The sequence below is a fragment of the Vibrio sp. E14 genome (genome assembly GCF_020515785.1).
In the GTDB taxonomy this organism is placed as follows: domain Bacteria; phylum Pseudomonadota; class Gammaproteobacteria; order Enterobacterales; family Vibrionaceae; genus Vibrio; species Vibrio diabolicus.
On record NZ_JAHPJI010000005.1, the window covers coordinates 111617 to 134160 of the forward strand.

The window sequence follows — 22544 nt, forward strand, 5'->3', positions numbered from 1 at the left end:
GAATGCGATACAACAAAGCCCTTCGTCGGAAGGGCTTTGTACGTCTAACTCGTCTTCTTGTGTAGAGTGGATTTAATGATGAACTAGCGTTAAACCGCTTGGTAAAGCATCACCGAAGACGCGTTTTGATTCGCTTTCTGAAAGCTCTTTCACTTCTTTAACTAGTGATACCCAAGATTCGGGCACTTTACTTTGTTTCAGCTTCGTTAGAACTTGCTCTCGGTAATCGTCAGAAATATCAAACAGGCGGTCACCCGTCTTACGACAAATCATTACGGCTGCGAACGCGATCATTGGCTCTTTCTGCCAGTTCTGCTCTAACAGCTTAGGCAACCACTGTTCTGCTTGTTCACGAGGAATGACGTTGTGCTGGCTGCCATAAAGTGGTGTGCGAGAAGCCAAACGTCCCATCGCCCACCAGTGCGCTTGTTCAAACTGGTTTTGGTTGATCGCTTTACTCAAGAACCACGTTGCCAATAGAACTTTATCTTCCACTTCTAGATGCTCTAGAGAGGCTGAAAGACGCACCATGGATTCATAACCCATGTCTTGTGCCACTTTGGCGGATTGTGGGTTTTTCATCGCGCCAGGGTGTAGGTATTTCGCGATGTCCGCCAAGATGGTCTCTTGTTGCTCTTGGCTCAAGCCACCTGCGATACGACGCCAGAACACCCACCAGTCTGTCCAACCTTGATGGTTCTTAAACTGAATGTTTTGTTGGTAGAGACCCCAAACTTGCTCAATGCGCCATGAGTCGGTTGGATCGCCAAAGCCTGGACGCAGTGCAAAACCTGCCAAACGAAGCCAGTTTTTCTCGTGCTGTTCAGAACGACGGCGACGCTTACGACCTTGTGCAAAGGTATCGAAAAGTTGACGGAGTGTGGTGAAATCCCACTCGTCACGTTTGCCGAGCTTCTTCTCAAGATCTTTGGCTAAGGTTTTGATCTCTTTGCCTTCTGCGCTTTTCTTATTACCGCTGTAAAGGCGAGCGATCAGCTCCTTACATTCGTTCAGTTTAGGGTGAAGATTAACTTGCTCGCTGTCATCGGTTTGCTTGTTACGGACTTCGAATTCCAGCTCCCAACGTTTGTTGTCGTCTTCTGCGCTGACACATTCCATCTTAAGTGTGCCGACTTCAGTCAACTGACACGCCAGTTGTACTTCGACACGTTCTTTCTGGTTGGCTTGCAGTTCGGCACCTTCACCTTCAAGGGTGGTGATATAAGGCGGCAGAGGAGCAAACAAGTCTGGGTCAACATCAACCATCACGCCATTTTGGATGGCGGTGTTATTGGTTAAGGTATCGTGGGTAGAAGTCAGCAGGTTAAAGCGGACTGGCTCTCCAAGAGTGAGCGAGAAACGACGACCGCTTAAACGGATCTCATGGCCTTCTTCTGTTCCTTTTGCAAGCAAACAGAGCGCTTTGCCCATTTTGTTCTTTTCTTGAAGATGCAAGAAGTAAGAACGCGCTGCACCACCACCAATTTTCAGTTGTGCGCCACGACGTGCTTTCCCAAATGCTACAGCACCTAATGCAACAGACCAATCTGGATGTGGGTTATCTAATACCGTAACTGGTGCGCCGCGCCAGTCAGAAAGTAGGGCGGTGACACGTTCAGTCACCAGATCACTGTTAAACACGCCTCCGTTCAACAACACGCCAACTGGAATCGCGTTTTGTTTATCGTCTTCAATGCCAAGAGCGGCACGAGCGACTTGCTGGTGCTGAGTTAAGAACTCGGCAACGTGCTTGCTCACCGCTGGGTCAGCAACGTATGGAAGGCCAAACTCGACAACCGCGCTGCGGCGTTTGTCTGGTACTTCACTGAAATCAGAAAGTGGGAAGAAGCCATCTAAAGCGATTTGGTGCACTTCTTGTTTGCTCAGCCCGATACTCTTTGTTCCGCCAAGAAGTTTAGAGCCGCTGCCCAGCATGGTGATCTTCACTTCGTCAGGTGCGCTCGCTGAAAGCAGGTTTTCTTTCGCTTTACGTGTTTGCTGAATTAGCTTTGTTAGGCTTGCTGCAGTGAGCTTCTTACTTTGTTCCCCTTTATTCTGAGAAAGGCGGCTTTCCGCAAGGTGCGCTAATGCTAGGTCGAGGTTATCACCACCCAGCATCAAGTGTTCGCCAACGCCAATACGATCAAGTGCTAGCTGATCTTGAGAAGAGAAACTTGCTTCAATCAAGCTTAAGTCGGTGGTACCACCGCCCACATCGCACACCAGAATCAGCGGTAACTCTTTGAGTTCATCAGCTGCGGTTTTCTGATGGCGTGCGTACCAGTCGTAACATACGGCTTGTGGCTCTTCGAGCAGGACGATTTTCTTTAAACCTGCCAACTCAGCGGCTTCAAGCGTGAGCTTACGAGCGGTTTCATCGAACGATGCTGGAACGGTCACAACCACATCTTGGTCTTCTAGCTTGTTGCTAGGATGACGGTAGTTCCATGCTTGACGAATGTGGTTGAGGTAGCTTGCGCTGGCAATGACGGGTGAAACTTTATCCACGTCTTGCGCACCAGCCCAAGGAAGAATGTCTGAGCTACGATCAACTGCTTGGTGCGATAGCCAGCTTTTAGCACTGGATACCTGACGTCCTTCCACCTTCGCGCCTAATTCACGAGCCCATTCACCAACGATGACATTGTTAATGTCGCCAGCAACAGGTTCGTTGTCCCAAGGAAGAGTGAGGTCAGAAGGGGAGATTTGACCTACAGCTGGATGATAGCGGAAAGAGGGTAGAAGTGGTTTACGAACGACTTCGCCCGGACCAATCAGTTGGTCGATGTCAAATAGGGATACTTCGGATTGTTCAAGGTTGTCGGTGATTTCACAGTAGGCCACTACAGTGTTTGTGGTGCCAAGGTCAATACCAACAAGGAAACGAGGAGATGCCATACAAAACCAAACCTTCGTGTATTTAAAAACGGCACCCGATTGGATGCCGTTTGACTTCTAATTATTGTTCTTCGTTTGAGTCACTTTTCGCGTCTTCGCGCACATCGAACTCAACATGCCATTTTTGCCCGTTATCAGCGGCAATGGCTTCTAAGTAAAGCGTACCAAGCTCTGTGACGCGAGAGGCTAGGGTAACTGGAACCACTTCACCTTCACGACGACCTTCAGATACAGGCAGCGTTACTTGAATTTCTGGAAGCTCTTCAAGCTCTTCTGGTGCCCAGTAGTCAAGGTGAGTACCTGCTAGGTCGTCACGACGAACGGTTGAGCCGAAGAATTGGAAGTTAACTGGCTGGCCGATGATCAAACCAAACTCTTGGCTTGGTACGTCAACGCTTGAGCCTTCTTCCATACCAAATGGTGCTACACACAGTGCTTCCATTGGAGGCGCCATACCCGGAATCGCAGGCATCGCACTTTCGATACCCACGTAGTACGCCGAAGCAATACCGCCGCGGATACGAACGCCTTGACCACGACGCACAGAGCCGTAGTAAGCCGCACCGCTAGCAACCGCAAGGTCTAGATCCACACCTGTTAGGCGTTTCGCCATTTCTGCGTCTGCTTCAATTAGCCATTCGTTGATCGTGTCTTCTAGACGAGTGGCTAGAAGTTGTGATTTCAGCACACCACCGTTGAATAGGATTGCCGTTGGTTTGATGAAATCAGCCGATTGCGCTGCATCCGCGCCTGGCATACCTGGCATGTTTGCAAATGGGTTGAAATCTTGAGCTTGCGCTGATTCACCACCGCTTTGCGCGTGTGCTTGCTTAGACAAGAACGCTGCAATGTGACGAGTAATACCCGCATCTTGTGCGTAAGGCAGACCCATTTGCGTTAGTGCGCCACGGTTACGTTGAACAGGGTGGTCCGTAATCGCAACTTGAGGGAAGAAACCGTCAACCAATGTTTGTTGTACTTCTTCTTGAGTTAGTTCTGTTTTCAGTGTTGCGCCAAGCAGTTTAGAACCGCGGCTTGGTACTACGATTGGCACTGACTGAAGTTCGCTGTCGTTCAATAGCGCTTCTTTCGCGTCACGACATGCGTGCGTCATTGCCTGAACTTGCCATGGTTGTAGCTCTTTGCCTTCTTGCGCTAGCTTCATCTTCAAGCGGTACGCAAGCGCAAGGTCCATGTTGTCACCGCCAAGTAGGATGTGTTCACCTACCGCGATACGGTTCAGAGTTAGGTTGCCGTCGTCTTCAGTTACTTCAACCAAAGAAAGGTCGGTTGTACCACCACCGATATCGACCACAAGCACAATGTCGCCAACTTCAACTTCGTCGCGCCATTTGTCGTTGCTGTTATCAATCCAGTTGTAAAGTGCAGCTTGTGGCTCTTCTAGAAGCGTTAGGTGCACAAAACCAACGTTGCGTGCTGCTTCTGCAGTTAGATCACGGGCAGCAGGATCAAAAGAAGCAGGAACCGTAATGGTAACGTCTTGATCGGCAAGGTTGTGATTTGGGTTTGCGTGATTCCAAGCATCTTTTAAGTGCTCAAGGTATAGCTCGGTTGCGCGAAGAGGGGATACTTTTTCCACTTCTTCTGGGCTACCCGCTGGTAGGAATGCGTCACGACGGTTTACACCACCGTGGCAAAGCCAAGATTTCGCACTTGCAACAAGACGAATTGGTGTTTTTGAACCTAGGTTACGTGCAATTGCACCAACTAGAGCTTTTGGCTCGCTCGACCACGGAAGAACGCGTGATTGCGGGTTCATTTCGTGTTCGTGTGGTTGGTATAGGAAAGAGCCTAATTGGCTACGAGTCTCTACCGTACCCGGCGCAGTCAGCTGCGGGATAGGCATCACTTCTACGTGAGCGTCTTCGTCGTGTGTATCAACAAAAGACATCACACAGTGTGTTGTACCTAAGTCGATACCAACACTGAATTTAGGCGTCTGTTGAGTTTCAACAGACGCTTCTTGAGAATGGTTTTCTTGGTTCATGTGTTCCATTACAGCTCAACCTCGGCTGGAGCAATCACAGATGCATCGTAGTTTTCAGCCAGCTTAGGAAGGTTCATCGATGTTGCCTTCCAGCCTTTGTGCACTAACGTGCCTTGGAATGGCGCGCTACCTGTCACGTTGCCAGTAAGGCGGATTTCTTGTGGGTTGAAGCCTTCTTCAACCGTAATACGAGTTTCTTCGTCTTCGTTGCGAACGTGCGCAAGTGTTACGTAATCGTTCAATACTTTCTGGCCACCAGTATGAATTACGCGAGCTGCTGCGCCTACTTCTTCATCAGAGAATGACGTTAGGTCTTCTTGTAGGAAGTCGATCAGACGAGCTTCTTGCTGCATGATAGAAAGCAGCTGCATTGCAGAGTCCGTTGATGCTGTTGCAAGTTTCGATTCAACTTCAACCACTTTTTCAACGACTTTCTCAACTTCAACGACTTTTTCTACTTCGACGATCTTCTCAACTGGCTTCTCAACTTCGACGATTTTCTCGACCGGTTTTTCTACGACTTTCTCAACCACTTTTGATTTGCGAGAGACCGCGACTAAAAGAAGCAAAACGCTCGATGCGGTTAGGCCAGCGTGAAGCATATCGAACGTTTGAGGAATTAGGTTCAAATCAATGTTCATGACGTTTTTTCTCTTTCTATTGATTATTGGTGCTCAGTATTGGCTCATATGTGTTCACTAAAACGATCGTCTTTGCGATCTTGCACCAAGTTTAGACATTAAAATGATGACGGATGGTAGCATATTCAAGGCTTAAGGCTGTAATAATTCGTGACTATACCGTACGAACAGAGTGAAAAATCGACGATCGGACTACCCAGCATAGGCTGTTGCTTGATGTTTGTGCGTTGCTAACGCAGTATTTCAATAGATCCCGAAGTTTAACTTACGGAAGTATCAAAATTAAGATATGACACAAAGCACCGCTCACAAGAGCGTTATCAAACGACATTCAGACTCTATTCTAGCTTTTGCAGCGACGTTGTGTGTCACTGCTGGTGTGGTCGGTGCTGCTTATACGATGCAGCAACGGTATACGCAGACGACGTTTGATACTTTAGCTGACCGACAAGCAGAATCACTGAAAGCGAACGTCGAAAATGATTTAAAGTTTATTGGTGCAGGTGCAAACTTTTTTCATTCGATTGAACGCACCTATTGGTCTTCGTTCCCAATGTATGCGGAACAAGTAATCAATAGCTCGCGAAGTCTAATTGGACTTCAATGGATGCAAAAGGTCGAATTCGAAGACCTTGATGAGCATATTTTAAAGACCCGTCAAACATTTCCTGATTTCCAACCGTTTACCGTTCCTAAAGATGGCCCCAAAACCTACGGGTACATTTTTGAACACAAAGAGCCAATTTTTATCGCATCGGATATTTATCCAAGAACACCAGAAAACCTTTCTCTACTAGGTTTCTATTTTTCACGTAAACGCTTCGATCTCATCTTGGATGATATATCCACAAATGGGCGAGCGAATGTCTCGGATAAAGTTCGCTTACTGCAAGATGGGTATGACAAGTCCATTCCTAAAACTGGGCTGCTAGTGTTCCATCCAGTGTTTGACTTCGAGAACCAACATTTATTAGGTGTAGTGACAGGGGTGATTCGAAGTACAGTTTACTTTGAGGATTTGATCACTAAAACCGCGACTGAGCTAGATATGTCGGTGCGCGTAGAAGATTTAGGCTTTGACGCAGCAGATGACCCCGTTCTCTTCCAAAGTTCAAACTGGGATAACATTCGAGGAACGGTTATAAGCCGTACCATTCAACTGCCTAATCGTGAGTGGCGGATTGATTTTAAACTTTCTGATGCCGTCTCTGCTTGGGAGCGTTCTATTTTAGCGGGCACGACATTAGCCGGGTTGGTAATCGCCTTTTTGATTAGTTGGATTGTGAATTTGCAGTCACGAGAAAAAGAGCGCTTGGCGGTCATGTTAGAGCTTAAAACTGTCGAATTAAAAAGGATGGCTGAGCGTGACCCTCTAACTCAGTTACTTAATCGCCGAGCGTTTAACGATCATTTGCTTAGCCAGATAAACAAAGGTGTTAGCTTCGCATTGGTTGGTTTTGATATCGACCACTTCAAAGTTATCAATGACAAGCACGGTCATTTAGGGGGAGATGAAGCATTGCAGCATGTGACTAAGCTAGTCAGTGCGAATCTAAAGCCTGGAGACCGATTTTATCGTGCTGGTGGTGATGAGTTCTGTATTATTTCTAAAGTCATTGATAAAGAAGCACTGGAAGCTTATCTGGAAAAGTTGCGGAGCATCGTGGCAAGTACGGCTTTTGACTATGGCGATGCTTCAATCATTTGCACGTTAAGTATCGGCGCGGTTATCCATAAAGATGAAGATCCTGAAAGCTTGTATCACAAAATGGATAATCAACTTTATTTGAGTAAAAAAAACGGTCGTAACAATGTGTCGATTGGCGATTAAATGGGCGCGCAAATTCGAGTTTTACACCGTGTTACGGTAGAATCCCACGCTTTAAAATTTTATGTTAGGAATCAAGACAAACTATGAACCATAACCGTATTGTATGCTTCGATTTAGAAATGTGTTGCTGGAACGAAAATGGCGTCGGCAGCACGGGTGAAATTATCGAAGTTGGGTTAGCTGAAATAGATTTGTCTAGAGGCGAGATAGTCAAGCGAGCTCAATACTACGTAAAACCTGAACATGATGAAGTTTCGCTGTTTTGTGCCGAGCTAACAGGTATTACGCCACGTAAAATTGAAAAACAAGGACGCCCATTAGAAGAAGTGCTTAAATCCATGGTTAAGAACTTCGGTGGTCGTAACAAGATTTATGCATCATGGGGCCGAGATGACCTCATCTTGCTTGAAGAGTGTAAGCAAAAAGGTATTGAAGCGCCATTTACGGAGTTCATCAACTTAGCGACGCTTTATCGCATTCAAAATCGTCTTAAGGATAAGCGTATTGGTCACCGAGCAGCTCAAGAAGCAAAAGGCATTGATTGGGAAGGGCGCCAACATTCTGGTTATGTGGATGCGTACAATTTAGCGAAGCTTGCTCTGACTATGCTTTAATAGTCCGCTATAGATAGGCAAACTTATAATCAAATCGTCATTCAACCATTGTCGTTTTGTCATGGAATCTGTTTAGTGTAGAGCTCGTCAAACACATTCATATCTTGACCAGTATTTTAATAACAATGTCGTTGGCTTATCGAAAAAACGCGCGTAATGCGCGTTTTTTTATGGCTATAGAACTCAATCTTCGCCATCATTTCACGGTAGACTTGAAATAGCTTGCGCGACTTACATGTTTACCTTGTTTCCTTACTGAGATTGCAGCTTTGCTCGAATGAACTCACTGTGATCAACGTAGAGTAGTTCTGCTGTTTTGCGGATCACTGCATCTTCTAGTGGATCAATTTCGCCATCGGCATACGCCACTTCCCACATGCTTTTGATTAAGTTGTAGCGCGTTTCTTGAGTCAATTCCCTCAGTTGAGAAGTAAAATCGTACAGAGACGCGGAGTCTTTTATTTTCTGTTGCGCTTGCTCTAACAAAGCATTTGATTCTTCTTCATTTAATGACAGAAGCTTCATCAATAATGAACGCTTTGTTTCTTGCTCTTTATCATCGACGTTATGGTCTGCACCAGATACTTCACACAGCAAGCACGCGATAGCCATATTCGGAGAGAGTGTGTTGGTTTGGCTTAAATCAGAGCCTTCAATGAGCTGTTTAAATAATGAGGTAAGAGAGTTAAACATATTGAACACCGAGCTATTGTTTATTTGGTTAACATGGTCATAAATACGGTAGATCTCAAGGTGTGGTATCAAATTTAGCACGCCGTTGACAGTCAAGAGCTTTGCTCATCTACCCAAATCCCTCGTACTTTTAAGTTCAGTCAAAATGACTTGCCTTCAAGAAAGGGCAAGTCATTTTGGGAGCGAGATTTAGCCTTCTGCACGAGTTGGTGGAAAATGTACCTCTTCACCATCGCTCGTTAGAATGCTAATTTGGCTCGGCTTTCCTTCGTCATCAAGACGCAGCTCACCAATGGCGCTGTGGTTAACTAAGCGATAAAAATTGTGCGAACTTGGTGCGCGTTTGTAGATCTTTAGCCGCTTACGTTTTGTGAACCAGTTTAAAGGCGAACGAGGGCTATATAGCAGTCTATCTAGACCATCACAAATATTGAGCAATTGGGTTGGGAACTGATTTTTAATCCCGCTACAGGTGATTTGATAGATATTCGGACTATTTTTTCGGTAGCGAAGCTTAATGTCGTATGCAAAAGAGTAGTGCACGTCGCCAGAGAGAATAACGAAATTGGTCGGCGTCTTAGTATGTGTAAAAATACTAATAAGCGTATTCGCACTTCCGGGGTGCGCCATCCAGTTTTCAGCATCGACCATCAATGGTTTACCAAGCATCGTCACTACTCTTTGCAGTGCTTCGATAAATTTCACTCCGAACATTGGCGCGGCAGAAACAATGATAACTTTGTCTTGATGAACAAGTTCTTGGTGGAACTCAATCATTGCTTCCCAGTCCATTAACCCAGAGGGCTTGTTCATTTTAGACTCAGAACGCCAGCGTCTGGTTCGCGTATCTAGCACGACAACTTTTGGCGTCGTCGGAATGGTGTAATGCCAATTCTCAAAGCGATACAAATATTGAATAAATGCATCTTGAGTTTGTGAGGAACGCTCGTTGAAAAAGCGTTGAGCGATACTCATAAACTCATCATTGAATTTTTCTGGCGCGTTTCCCCACCCTTGGCAGAGCCAGTAGGCAATCAGGCTGTTCCCGATAATACGTTTCGCAAAGGCGTTGCTGTACGCGGCTTGTTCCCAGCCTATGGTAAGGTTCCAATCGTCGGTGACATCGTGATCATCAAAGATCATGTAGGTTGGAATGTGAGCAAGTAAGCGTTGAACCTTATCTAGACCTGAGACGAATTTATCTATTTGAGCTTTTTCTTCGCGCCATTGCTGCTGCCATTTAGGTTCGAGAGTTGCTCCGCCGACAGTAAACTCATTTTCTAATAAGCGATCTGTCCGAATGAGCTTCCATAAGGTCGGAGACCAAACCAATAAGTACATTGCAAAGCATTCGGCAAAGCTTATTAGATGGTTTTCACACTCTTTGGCGCTGAATATTGGCGTCCCTCTGTGCGGGAAAAACGTACTCAGTAAACTGCCATCATTCACATAATGAGGCAACAATTTGTCCCGACCATAATAACAAGCTGAGTGCTGGTAGAGGGCATTGGTATTTTTTATCGGCGCTTGCTCGAATTCTTCGCCCGGTAAACCGAGTAGGACAATGACTTGTTCGATGGCGTCCAGAGTAGGGCCTGCAACATGGTCTGCGTAGATTTGGTCACCACTCATGATGAGCATATCTGGTCTTTCTTCGATGGTTTGAGATGCGATTTTATGATCCGCAGCGACCAATGTATCTTTACTGAAGTGGTGGGGATTCCGGCACGAGCCATGCAGAACATAATCTGCTTTTTCGCTGATTAGGAACTCAATACCCAAGTTTGGCGTATTATCTCGCTCATAAGTCAGGTGAGGGAGCAGTTCCGTCACTAAGCCATATTGCGTTTTTATTTGATAGCGTAACGCTTGATGGGTTGGAAACTCGCCTTCTAATTTAAGTAAGCAACACCACGCATTGAGGCCGATTTGAAGCTGTTCTTTTTGTTCACTTAAAGGGGCTTGATAAAGGATGGAGGCATTTTCATCCGTAATTTGCACCATACCCTCCAAGCGTTGGGTGGTGACTAGCCAAATATTGATTTCAGTTGCGGTCACTTTACGTAGGATCGGACCTGCAACGACAAGAGGAAGTGAAGAAATTTCAGTCGTGTTCATCAATGCTGGCAAAACGGCTCCTTATGTGTCAGCTTCTTCTTCTAATATTTCGATAACTTGCGAGCTACTAAGTTCATGTCCCATAAGGAACAAACCAAGCATCGCATCGGCTTTTGACGCGTTATCACTGTCTTCATCCAAAATTTGCTGAAGCCGCGTTCTGATTAGATCTATTTCGTGCTCGACGAAGCCGCGTCCCTCCTCGTCTCCCTGACCATCTTCTGGAGCATTATCAAAGTGCAAAAATAACATGTCCCCATCAAGTTGAGTCCCTATCAACCTTTCAGGCAGCCATGCTTCTCCCATCACAATGTCTGGGTCCGTGTCTGAGGGTATATGATTCAAGGTAGAGATAAGTTCTGATGCTTTCACTTTTTACTTCATTATGTTTGATTTAGAGCTAAGCTAGAGTTTTAAGAGCTTGTTACGATAGTAAAAATATTCACAAATAAGCTCATCTAGTCGTGCAATATTAATATAATCTTGGGACTCAAACTGTCACGAGGATGACAACATTTGTCATTGTAACGGCTATCATCAGAAGAACATAAGCTTTAAATGGCAAATCATTGATGTTTGCCTGCTTCTCAACCAACATTTTTCGAACTCATGAAGAGATTAATTCTAACAACACTCACTTTGCCTTTAGCTGCGATGGCTTCTTCTGCGTATGGTGTAGAAGAGCAAACGTGGGGAATTGCAGCGATGTATCGCACTGCATCGATCCCGTTTTATACCGCCGATAATGACTCGACGGTGAGTACATTTGTACCAATGATGTTCTTTGAAAACGAGCATTTGTATATCAATGGCATTGAAGGCGGCGTTTTTCTGTATGACGAGAGTGATTCTGACTGGCGCGCGAGTGCGATTATGCGATTGAGATTTGTTGATATTCCCATGTCGCTACAAAATGCCAATGAAGGGGACAGAGTCGACTTCGGTGGTCAAGTTCGTTATAGCATTAACGACAACTGGCGCGCAGAAGTAGAATTAATGACGGACGATGAACTCCAGTTTCACTCTAATTATCGCCTTGCCGCTAATTATGCGTTTGGTGATTGGGAGTTAGAGCCATCTATCACGATTCGATACAAAGACGCTGACTTCAACAGTGAATATTATGCGTTTAAAGATGTTACTGGGGAAAGAATTGGAGCAGGACTTGACGCCAACCTCGGCATCAAAGCGCGTTATCATGTGACTTCCAACTTGTATTTATTGGGGGAGACGAGTGTCACTCGCTTAGATGATAATGCCTACAACAGCCAGCTTGTAGAAGACCGATATCAAGGTGAAGTGTTTGTCGGTTTTGGCTTTTTCAACGATAAAGGCAAAGCTCCGAAATCAACACTGAGTAATAAACCATATCTACGTATCGCGCATGGTTGGGCGACACCTTCAAATATTGGTGAAATATTTAGCTTTGAGAGAGAAAAAGACCCATACGACAATCAACTTACTTCATTGTTTTATGGGCACCCGCTAACGGACGAGTTGTTTGGCTTTCCTCTTGATATTTATTTAACGCCAGGTTTGGTTCATCACTGGTCGTCCAGTGTTCAGTCCGCGAGCACAGAATACGTGATGGCGATTAAGGCTTATTATACCGTTAATTGGCCAACGACTTGGCGATTTGGTGTTGCGGAAGGTATGTCATACGTCGACAACATTACCTACATCGAAGGAACCGAAATGGAAGACAAGGGTTATACACCAAGTAAGCTACTGAACTACTTAGACTTCTCGTTTGATGTAAATATAGGTGACTTATTCAACCAAAAAAACTGGGGAAATATGTGGGTGGGTTATTCATTGCATCACCGTTCAGCGATTTTCGAAAATGCGTCCCAGTTTGGGCGCATTAAAGGCGGAAGCAACTACAATACCATTTACTTCCAGTTCGAGTTTTAGAGCATCGTAAGATGCATATAGGTCGGATTTGCAACTGACTTCTTTATCGCCCATTATGAGTAATGATGAATAATACAATGCTGCTTTCAACGCGAACCTTCGTGTATCGTGCCAAAGTTAAGGCTGTTTGTGATGCATCTGATGAATCGGATGGCATGAGCACCATGAGTATCGACTCCTCATTCAATATTCAAATTGAGGCGATAAACTGTACCAACGATGAATTTGCCAAGCGCTTTTTTGTCGTCCACGGGGAAGGACATTTAGAGAGTGATGAATGGTTAGTGTTGTACGTCAATTCTCTTGAGGTTGACGTTGGAGACGATCTCGAAATTCCGAGTGATGTCGCGTTTGATGCGATGATTGAGAATATGATAAACGAAGCTGAGCAGTCTTTGGAAAAGCTCTATCACGAAGCGCTACACAACTTAGAGAAAGTGAATCGCTCTGGGAGAAATAAGATAACTTCTAAACACGATTAGGGTATTTTGATCGACAAGGGATTGGCGCGAACCAATCCCTTGTTATTTGTATTCTACTTGTTCTTGAACTTAGGCCAATTTACGCTATCGCTGCAAGTTGGCTCTGCGCTTCAGAAATGCCTTTCGCAGCGAAATCTTCACCCATGTTTAGCGCTTCCGCATAAACAAATTCCACATCAGTTATACCAACGAAACCTAGCACGGTACGCAGGTATGGTGTGACGTTGTCAGTTGGTGAATCTTTATGGATACCACCGCGAGTCGTGATGACAATCGCTTTCTTACCTTCGATCAGGCCTTGAACGCCGTTTTCAGTGTATTTGAATGTCACGCCAGCACGAGCAATCAAATCAATCCAGTTTTTAAGCTGAGTTGGAATTGTAAAGTTATACATTGGTGCGGCAATAACCAAAGTGTCTGCGGCTTTTACTTCTTCAATAAGGGTATCCGACAGTTCGACAACCGCTTGTTGTTCTTGTGAAAGATCTTCCGTTGCGCGAAGTGCAGTGGCAACGGCGAAGTCCAAAACTGGTAATGGGTTGGCAGCCAAATCACGAACAGTTAGCTTGTCTTGGTCCACATTTTTGATGAAGTCTTCAACCAGTTTGTTTGATTGAGAGTAGTCGCCAAGGATGCTTGATTTTAGAGCTAGTACACGAGACATAATGGTTATTCCTTAAATAAGTGCTTTTGACTATGGGAGCCATTATAAGCGAGGCATGTTGGTTAAAAAGTATAGGGATTCGCTGAACATGTTCGAAAAATTTGAATGCGGTTTCGGTTATCTTGTTACAGATCTTGTGTGATACAATCCGCGCAGTTTTTGTAATGAAAAGAATAGGAAACGCTTTGACTTCGTCACAGCCCCCAAAAAAGAATCCCGCTGAAGAGCAAGCGACACCGTCAAATGGTGTGCAAAAGGCGACAGCGAAACAAGATAAAGCACCTCAGGCTCAAGTGAATAGCGCGGCGTCTCTACGCAAAGCGTTAAGCCAGTGCATGATGCGTGACCGCTTCCGTTTAAGTAAACGCATTTCTGGTGCGAGCAAAATTAAGAAAGATGCAGCACGTAATGCTGTGTTTGATGAAATTGCACTCGACATTGCTAAATCGATGATGGTTGCGGAACAACGCAGCAACTACAAACCAACGATTGAATACCCAGAAATTCTGCCCGTCAGCCAAAAGCGTGACGACATCGCTAAAGCGATTGAAGAAAACCAAGTGGTTATCGTCGCGGGTGAAACCGGTTCTGGTAAAACCACTCAGCTGCCAAAAATCTGCGCTGAGCTTGGTCGCGGTAAGTTCGGCCTGATTGGTCATACTCAGCCTCGTCGTCTTGCGGCGCGTTCGGTTGCGAACCGTATTGCCGAAGAGATGGAAACCAAACTGGGTGAGTTTGTTGGTTACAAGGTTCGATTCAACGATCAGATCTCTGAAAATACCCAAATCAAATTGATGACGGACGGTATCTTGCTGGCTGAAATTCAGCATGACCGTTTCTTGAATCAATACGACACCATTATTATCGATGAAGCGCACGAGCGCAGCCTTAACATCGATTTCATCTTGGGTTACTTGAAAGAGTTGCTACCACGTCGTCCTGATTTGAAAGTGATCATCACGTCGGCAACCATTGACCCAGAGCGCTTCTCAAAACACTTCAACAATGCACCAATTATTGAAGTGTCAGGTCGTACTTACCCAGTAGAAACCCGTTACCGCCCACTAAGCGGTGATGACGACAATGATCGTGACCAACTTGAAGGCATCTTCGAAGCGGTCGACGAATTGTGCGATGAAGGTTTAGGTGACATCCTGATCTTCATGAACGGTGAGCGTGAAATTCGTGATACCGCAGATGCACTGTCTAAACGCAATCTGAAGAGCACCGAAATTGTGCCGCTTTACGCGCGTTTGTCGGCGGGCGAGCAGAACAAGATTTTCCAACCTCATACTGGTCGCCGAATTGTACTGGCAACCAACGTGGCAGAAACCTCGCTAACCGTTCCGGGCATCAAGTATGTTATCGACCCGGGCACGGCGCGCATTAGCCGCTACAGTTACCGAACTAAGGTTCAGCGTCTTCCAATTGAGCCGGTTTCTCAGGCGAGTGCGAACCAACGTAAAGGTCGTTGTGGTCGTGTGGAAGAGGGTATCTGTATCCGTCTGTACTCAGAGGAAGATTTTGAGTCGCGCCCAGAGTTTACCGATCCCGAGATCCTGCGTACCAACCTAGCATCGGTTATCTTACAGATGACCGCACTTGGCTTGGGCGACATTCAAGCCTTCCCATTTGTGGAAGCGCCGGACAAACGTAACATCCAAGATGGTGTTCGTTTGCTGGAAGAGCTTGGCGCGATTAATTCTGAGGTAAAAGACCCGAAAAAACGCCTGACTTCCATCGGTCGCCAATTAGCTCGTTTGCCAATCGACCCACGCTTGGCGCGTATGGTATTGGAAGCGCCAAAATATGGTGCGCTTAAAGAAGTGATGATCATTGCAGCGGCCTTGTCGATTCAAGATCCACGCGAGCGTCCTTCAGACAAACAACAATCATCAGATGATAAGCACCGTCGTTTCTTCCATGAAGAGTCGGACTTCCTGACGTTTGTGAATTTGTGGGAATACATCCAAAAGCAGCAAAAAGCGTTGTCTAGCAACCAGTTCCGCAAACAGTGCAAGCAAGATTATTTGAACTACTTGCGCGTTCGCGAGTGGCAAGACGTGTACTTCCAAATTCATCAGTCGATGCGTGAGATGGAATTCAAACTTAACGATGAGCCTGCTTCTTACCATGGTGTACACAGTGCGATCTTGGTTGGTTTGTTGTCGCACATCGGTATGAAAGACCAAGAAAAGAATGAATATCAAGGCGCGCGCAACGCTCGTTTCCATATCTTCCCTGCATCGGGTCTATTTAAGAAACAACCTAAGTGGATAATGTCGGCCGAGCTGGTGGAAACCTCAAAACTTTGGGGTCGCATCATTGCCAAGATTCAGCCGGAGTGGATTGAACCATTAGCCAAACATCTTATCAAGCGCAGTTACAGCGAGCCACATTGGTCGAAGAAACGTGCAGCAGTCATGGCGCACGAAAAAGTCATGCTTTACGGCGTGCCAATCGTACCGAAACGTTTGGTGAACTACGGCAGTATCGATTCGACCGTTAGCCGAGAAATCTTTATTCGCAGTGCACTGGTTGAAGGTGAGTGGGAAACCAAACACGCGTTCTTTAAGCAAAACCGTAAGCTTCTGCAAGAAGTGGAAGAGCTTGAACACAAATCTCGTCGTCGTGACATCTTGGTGGATGATGATGAGCTGTTTGATTTCTATGATCAACGTGTTGGTACCGAAGTGGTGTCTGGTAAACATTTCGATACGTGGTGGAAAAAAGCATCGAAAGAAGATCCTGAACTGCTGAACTTTGAAAAAGAGATGCTGTTCAAGGGCGATGCTAGTCATGTCACCGACTTGGATTACCCGAACTTCTGGCATCAAAATAGTTTGAAGCTCAAGTTGAGTTACCAATTTGAACCAGGCGATGATAGTGACGGTGTCACAGTGCATTTGCCGTTGCCGATTTTAAACCAAGTTGAACCAGCGGGCTTTGATTGGCAGATCCCAGGTTTACGTCATGAGCTTGTGGTTAGCTTGATTAAATCGCTGCCGAAGACGATTCGTAAGAACTTTGTGCCTGCGCCAAACTATGCCGATGCATTCTTAGCTCGCGTAACACCAATGGAAGCGCCGCTGCTAGATTCATTGGAGAAAGAGTTGCGCCGCATGACGGGTGTAGAAGTGTTGCGTGAAGACTGGAACTTGGAACAGGTGCCTGAACACTTGAAAGTCACGTTCCGCGCGGTTGATCATCGAAATCGCAAACTGAAGGAACATAAAGATCTTCACGAATTGAAAGAGAGCTTGAAAGACAAAGTTCAAGAAACGCTTTCCAAAGTGGCGGATGACGATATTGAACAGCAAGGTCTGCATACGTGGAGCTTCGGTGAATTGCCGAAAGTGTATCAACAAAAACGTGGTGGCTACGATGTAAAAGCATATCCAGCACTTGTTGATAGCAAAGACAGCGTTGAAATCAAACTCTACGAAACGGAGTACGAGCAGATAACGGCAATGCGTGCTGGTCAGCGTCGTTTGATTTTGTTGAATGTGCCGTCTCCAATTAAATATTTGCACGCTAACTTACCGAACAAATCGAAGTTGGGTTTGTATTTTAACCCTTACGGCAAAGTGCTTGATCTGATCGATGACTGTATCGCCTGTGGTGTCGATAAGCTTATTGAAGAGCAGGGTGGCTTAGTTTGGGAGCCAGAGAAGTTCGAAGCGTTGAAAGAACACGTTCGTGCTGAACTGGGTGATACCGTCGTAGAGATCGCGAAACAGGTTGAGACTATTCTGACAACGGCGTTCAGCATCAATAAGAAGCTCAAAGGCAAAATCGACTTCACTATGGCGTTTGCTCTGTCGGATATCAAAGCACAAATTGAAGGCTTGATCTTCAAAGGCTTTGCGACGGAATGTGGCTGGAAACGCTTGCCGGATATTCTTCGCTACATGCGTGCGATAGAGCGTCGTATGGAGAAGTTGCCAATCGATCCAAACAAAGATCGTTTACACATGCTGAAGATTGAATCTGTGACTCAAGACTATAAAGAGTTGCTGAACAAGATCCCGAAAGGTGTGGCCATTCCTGAAAACGTAAAGGAAGTGCGTTGGATGATTGAAGAGCTTCGCGTGAGTTACTTTGCTCAACAATTAGGCACTCCTTATCCTGTTTCTGATAAACGAGTCAAAAACGCGATTGATGCTTGCTAATCAACCAGTAAAATAGCGTCAGATTTGTAATTCTCGCGTATGAGGTTACTGGTACACTAATTGCTAGTAACTCAATAAGCGTTATTTTTTAGTTCTGGGAGGCAATGGTTCGCCTCCCTTTATTTGTAGTACCAACGACTGAGTTATGCAGACGTGGGAATAATAAAGAGTAAAGGTAGATGATGAAAAAAACTCTATTAGCAGTGGCGCTACTTGGCGCATCTTCTGCGGCAATGGCAGATTCTTGGATTTACGGTGGTGCAACAGTAGGTCAGTCTGACTACAAAGGTGAGACGGATACATCATACTCTGTTCACATTGGTACAGGCATCCTACCTATCATTGGTATTGAAGCCGGTGTGACGCAACACGGTGAATTTAACGTAAATGGTCAAGACACTAAGCTAACGTCTTACTACGCAGCACTTAAGCCAAGCATCGACTTTGGTCCACTGCATGTATATGCAAAAGGTGGCTTCCACCAGTGGGACAAAGAAGTGAAAGGCGGCAAAGACGATGACGATTTGGATCTAATGTACGGTGTAGGTGCTGAGTACTTCATTTTTGGTCCGATGTCTGTTGGTGCTAGCTACATGAACTACACGGCGGGTAAAGACGATATCGGCACGTTCTCTGTTAACGCAACACTGCATTTCCTATAAGCGTCTAGCTTTCTAACACCCATATGAAAAACACCGACTTTATGTCGGTGTTTTTTTGTCTGGAAGTCACAAAACAAAAGTTGAACATAAATTATTCACTTTTGGATCTTAAAATGCTCATGCTTTCCAATATATAGTGGCGATTAAATACGCATATTTGCGTAATGTTTCGCTTAGGAATCGCTCAGGAAGGGATAGTATGAAAAAAACACTCTCGTTATTAGCTCTAACGTTGTGCTCAACATCAGCAATGGCTGACTCATGGATTTACGCTGGCGGTCAAATTGGTCAATCTGATATCGATAGCGAAAACGATACAACCTACGGTATTCATGTAGGTACTGGTATTTTGCCATTCATTGGCATTGAAGCAGGTTACTTTAATCACGGCAAGGTGGATTTATCACTGAGTGGCAGCAGGGGTAGTGCTGATTTTGATTCATTCTATTTAGCAGCGAAACCAAGCATCGACTTTGGGCCGCTTCATGTCTATGCCAAAGGTGGCATCAATGCATTCAATGTTGATTATGACGGCGGACTGAGAAATTTAGATAAAGATGATGGTGTCTCCTACATGTATGGTGTCGGTGCCGAATACTTCTTGCTCGATAATGTTTCTATTGGGGCAAGCTATCAAGCGTTTGGCGTGGATATTGACAGCGATAGTGACACCGTGAGCAGTGTGACGGGGAATATTACCTTCCATTTCCTATAATAATCAGTCTCTATGAAAACTTTACTGACTTGGTTTCATCGCTATCTTTGAAACCAAGTCAGTGTTACTTATCTCAATTTACGCGCCCATCAATGATAAAGCCACAGAGCGCAAGTATTTCCAGTGCTTTTCGAACGATCAAATTACGATAAAATCAATCGTTAGACCTCATAATTTTTGTGTTGATATTACTTTGTTCTCATCTGCCTTTAACTGAGCCAAAAATGCAATAAATGGCGATTTTTTGCAAAAATATGTGATTACTGCTAAACTTCGCCCCGCTTTAAAACTTTAGAGTTCAAATTAATGGAGGGCGGTATTGGAGTTCTTCTCACCTGAGGGGCGTTTCAAATTCACGTTAAATTTGTATTTATGGATAATGCATTTAAAAAATATAGTATCGACACAACAGACTATCAGGTTGGACAGGACAACGTTCAAAAGTGGGGATTCGACATACATAACCCCGTTTTTGGCATCAGTGCGGGTCTCGTTGTTTTCTGTCTAATTTCACTTCTTCTTGTTGAGCCAACCACTGCTCGTGATGTATTAAACGGTCTGAAAAACGGAATTATCGAACAGTTTGATGCGTTCTTTATGTGGTCGACAAACTTCTTCTTATTATTCGCTGTTGCTCTTCTTTTTTCTCCGCTGGGTAAAATCCGCTTAGGTGGCAAAGAAGCAACGCCGGATCACTCAACCGTTTCTTGGTTGTCGATGCTCTTTGCTGCTGGTATGGGTATTGGCCTTCTGTTCTGGAGTGTGGCGGAGCCGACCGCGTACTTCACTGATTGGTGGGGAATGCCACTGAACGCAGTGCCATACACAGAAGAAGCGAAATCTCTCGCGATGGGTGCCACCATGTTCCACTGGGGTGTGCATGGTTGGAGTATTTACGCACTCGTTGCACTAGCACTTGCGTTTTTTGCTTTTAACAAAGGTTTACCGCTTTCATTGCGCGCGGCGTTTTATCCAATTTTTGGTGACCGAGCATGGGGTTGGTTAGGGCATGTTATCGACATTCTTGCCGTTTTATCCACGCTGTTTGGTCTTGCAACGTCGCTGGGTCTCGGTGCTCAGCAGGCGACCAGTGGTATTAACCATGTCTTTGGTCTAGAAGGCGGCATTGGTACACAAATGATTGTGATCACCTTTGTTACCTTTATCGCGGTGCTATCAGTAATTCGTGGTATTGATGGTGGTGTTAAGCTACTGAGTAACGTCAATATGGTGGTTGCGTTTGCCCTGCTTATTTTCATTACCTTTATCACGTTTGATACGGCGTGGGGTTCGCTACGCGACACAACAATGGCTTACATTGAAAATATTATTCCGTTGAGCAACCCCCACGGTCGTGAAGATGAAACTTGGATGCACGGCTGGACGGTATTCTACTGGGCTTGGTGGGTATCTTGGTCACCGTTTGTTGGTATGTTTATCGCGCGTGTGTCTAAAGGTCGTACGGTTCGAGAATTCCTGTTCGCAGTGATCGTTATTCCTACTGTCGTTACCTTGATTTGGATGTCTGTATTCGGTGGTATCGCGCTTGACCAAGTGGTGAATAAAGTGGGGGAGCTAGGTGCAAATGGTCTAACTGATATTTCACTGACTCTGTTCCATGTTTACGATGCGCTACCGTATAGCTCAGTGATTTCAATGCTTTCTATCGTGCTGATTCTGGTGTTCTTTATTACATCATCAGACTCTGGCTCACTGGTTATCGATAGTATCACTGCGGGCGGTAAGATTGATGCACCAATTCCACAGCGTATTTTCTGGGCTTGTATTGAAGGTGCAATTGCAGCCGTTATGCTTTGGGTTGGTGGCAAAGAAGCCTTGCAAGCATTGCAGTCAGGCGTGGTTGCAACGGGATTACCGTTTACCTTTGTTCTGTTGTTGATGTGTGTAAGCTTGGTTAAAGGGTTAAGAACCGAACTGTCAGCTTACAAATAAACACTATCCACTATTGAATTTAAATGCCGAGCCTAATGCGCTCGGCATTTTTTATTTCTACTTTTCTTTTTCAATAATTCCGTTACAGTTTGGGCTTATTCCCACCTCATTTAACAGCATTATGTCACTGGCTAAACTCATTCTTATTCGTGGACTTCCAGGTTCAGGTAAAACAACCTTAGCAAAGCAATTGGCGATAGAGCTTGGTGCTAAGCATTTTGAAGCTGACATGTATTTTGAAAATGATGAAGGTGATTATCACTTTAATCCAACTGAGTTACCCCAAGCGCATGAATGGTGTTTTCAGCAAACTCGAAAGTGGTTGAACAAAGGGAAAGTCGTGATTGTGAGTAATACGTTTGTTCGTCACTGGGAGATGAAGCGTTACTTGGACTACTGCGTGAAGAAGCGCATTGAGGTGGAAGTTAAAGTGTGTCGCGGAGCGTATCAAAGCATTCATGATGTGCCACCAGCGACCATCGAAAAGATGCGACGCCAGTGGCAAGAGTGACCGTTACGAGAATCGAGAAACTACTGGCCTCGTCCATCAATCATCACAACGAATGTTTTACTCATGATTGAAAGGTCCATTGAAATCCAAGAGTAGAACGAACCTAAGCTTAGTGCGTAACTGTGGTCAAAACCAACTTTACGTCGTACATCTTCAATGCAAGCATCATAGCCTTGGTTAACTTGCGCTAGGCCTGTAATTCCTGGTAATACGCCATATGTGCGTTCTACAAAATAAGGGATTTCATCTTCCAACTTTTGGTAGAAAGCTGGGCGCTCTGGACGTGGCCCGATCATCGACATTTCACCTCTCAACACATTAAACAGCTGTGGTAACTCATCTAAACGCGTCTTACGTAAAAAACGTCCTACTGGTGTGATTCTAGGATCATTCTCGGTTGCCCAAACTGCACCGGAGCGTTGCTCCGCATCAATATACATGGTGCGAAACTTCATGATTTGAAAAAGATCCATTTTTTCTGGTGTACAGCGCCCAACACGCAGTTGACGATAGATCACTGGGCCTTTCGATGTGATTTTTATAGCTAGCGCGATAAATGGGAATAGCGGTGCAGTGACGAGCAAAATAAAAATTGCAACCAGTACATCAAACGTTCTTTTCGCGTGGCATACATTTGAATCGTAGCGTGAGTTTTTCATGATGCTTTC

Annotated in this window: 17 protein-coding genes; 9 read left to right on the forward strand and 8 right to left on the reverse strand. The window is 45.2% G+C overall.

What is annotated here, in order from left to right:
• Positions 1-72: 72 nt before the first annotated feature.
• The 3 genes from LIX84_RS15145 to LIX84_RS15155 form a co-directional block, all read right to left on the reverse strand.
• Positions 73-2898 (reverse strand): Hsp70 family protein, encoded by a 2826-nt coding sequence (locus LIX84_RS15145; RefSeq protein WP_226421653.1) that lies wholly within the window; start codon positions 2896-2898, stop codon positions 73-75.
• A gap of 61 nt (positions 2899-2959) precedes the next feature.
• The gene (locus LIX84_RS15150) at positions 2960-4915 is read right to left on the reverse strand and encodes an Hsp70 family protein (RefSeq protein WP_226421654.1); all 1956 of its coding nucleotides are present in this window, start codon (positions 4913-4915) and stop codon (positions 2960-2962) included.
• On the reverse strand, positions 4915-5547 hold the full coding sequence (locus LIX84_RS15155) for a DUF2760 domain-containing protein (RefSeq protein WP_005394205.1): 633 nt from the start codon (positions 5545-5547) through the stop codon (positions 4915-4917). Before LIX84_RS15155 ends, LIX84_RS15150 begins: the two co-directional genes overlap by 1 nt.
• A 289-nt stretch (positions 5548-5836) precedes the next feature.
• Between LIX84_RS15155 and LIX84_RS15160 the strand changes: the two genes are divergently transcribed.
• Entirely contained in the window at positions 5837-7378 is a 1542-nt protein-coding gene (locus tag LIX84_RS15160) for a sensor domain-containing diguanylate cyclase (protein ID WP_226421655.1), read from the forward strand.
• An 83-nt stretch (positions 7379-7461) separates the two neighbouring features.
• Positions 7462-7992, forward strand: a complete 531-nt coding sequence (locus LIX84_RS15165; protein WP_005394213.1) for a 3'-5' exonuclease — start codon at positions 7462-7464, stop codon at positions 7990-7992.
• A gap of 252 nt (positions 7993-8244) precedes the next feature.
• Here the strand turns inward: LIX84_RS15165 and LIX84_RS15170 are convergent, their stop codons facing one another.
• The 3 genes from LIX84_RS15170 to LIX84_RS15180 form a co-directional block, all read right to left on the reverse strand.
• Positions 8245-8685, reverse strand: a complete 441-nt coding sequence (locus LIX84_RS15170) for a tellurite resistance TerB family protein (RefSeq protein WP_005394215.1) — start codon at positions 8683-8685, stop codon at positions 8245-8247.
• A 189-nt stretch (positions 8686-8874) separates the two neighbouring features.
• The gene (locus LIX84_RS15175) at positions 8875-10815 is read right to left on the reverse strand and encodes an alkaline phosphatase D family protein (RefSeq protein ID WP_226421656.1); all 1941 of its coding nucleotides are present in this window, start codon (positions 10813-10815) and stop codon (positions 8875-8877) included.
• Between the two features lie 9 nt (positions 10816-10824).
• Positions 10825-11175: a hypothetical protein gene (locus LIX84_RS15180; RefSeq protein ID WP_041852963.1), complete on the reverse strand. Its 351-nt coding sequence runs from the start codon at positions 11173-11175 to the stop codon at positions 10825-10827.
• 237 nt (positions 11176-11412) lie between these two features.
• On the opposite strand from LIX84_RS15180, the gene LIX84_RS15185 reads away from it, so the two are divergent.
• Both LIX84_RS15185 and LIX84_RS15190 read left to right on the forward strand, forming a co-directional pair.
• Entirely contained in the window at positions 11413-12717 is a 1305-nt protein-coding gene (locus LIX84_RS15185; RefSeq protein WP_226421657.1) for a MipA/OmpV family protein, read from the forward strand.
• A 62-nt stretch (positions 12718-12779) separates the two neighbouring features.
• Positions 12780-13199, forward strand: coding sequence for a hypothetical protein (locus LIX84_RS15190; protein WP_225480717.1), 420 nt, complete (start codon positions 12780-12782; stop codon positions 13197-13199).
• 79 nt (positions 13200-13278) lie between these two features.
• Here the strand turns inward: LIX84_RS15190 and LIX84_RS15195 are convergent, their stop codons facing one another.
• Positions 13279-13863, reverse strand: coding sequence for an FMN-dependent NADH-azoreductase (locus tag LIX84_RS15195; protein WP_046875241.1), 585 nt, complete (start codon positions 13861-13863; stop codon positions 13279-13281).
• 185 nt (positions 13864-14048) lie between these two features.
• Here LIX84_RS15195 and hrpA point away from each other — a divergent pair, with 185 nt between their 5' ends.
• The 5 genes from hrpA to LIX84_RS15220 all read left to right on the forward strand — a co-directional run bounded on the left by hrpA (position 14049) and on the right by LIX84_RS15220 (position 21876).
• Complete coding sequence (gene hrpA / locus LIX84_RS15200; RefSeq protein WP_226421658.1) at positions 14049-18035, forward strand: ATP-dependent RNA helicase HrpA; 3987 nt, start codon at positions 14049-14051, stop codon at positions 18033-18035.
• Positions 18036-18217: 182 nt separating this feature from the next.
• The gene (locus LIX84_RS15205) at positions 18218-18697 is read left to right on the forward strand and encodes an outer membrane beta-barrel protein (RefSeq protein WP_226421757.1); all 480 of its coding nucleotides are present in this window, start codon (positions 18218-18220) and stop codon (positions 18695-18697) included.
• 199 nt (positions 18698-18896) lie between these two features.
• Positions 18897-19412 (forward strand): outer membrane beta-barrel protein, encoded by a 516-nt coding sequence (locus LIX84_RS15210; protein ID WP_005394222.1) that lies wholly within the window; start codon positions 18897-18899, stop codon positions 19410-19412.
• Between the two features lie 372 nt (positions 19413-19784).
• Positions 19785-21365, forward strand: a complete 1581-nt coding sequence (locus LIX84_RS15215; RefSeq protein ID WP_005394224.1) for a BCCT family transporter — start codon at positions 19785-19787, stop codon at positions 21363-21365.
• 121 nt (positions 21366-21486) lie between these two features.
• Positions 21487-21876 carry an ATP-binding protein gene (locus LIX84_RS15220; protein WP_005394226.1) on the forward strand — a complete coding sequence of 130 codons (390 nt, stop codon included), beginning with the start codon at positions 21487-21489 and terminating at the stop codon, positions 21874-21876.
• A 20-nt stretch (positions 21877-21896) separates the two neighbouring features.
• Here LIX84_RS15220 and LIX84_RS15225 read toward each other — a convergent pair whose 3' ends face one another.
• Positions 21897-22535 carry a sugar transferase gene (locus LIX84_RS15225; RefSeq protein WP_226421659.1) on the reverse strand — a complete coding sequence of 213 codons (639 nt, stop codon included), beginning with the start codon at positions 22533-22535 and terminating at the stop codon, positions 21897-21899.
• Positions 22536-22544 lie beyond the last annotated feature (9 nt).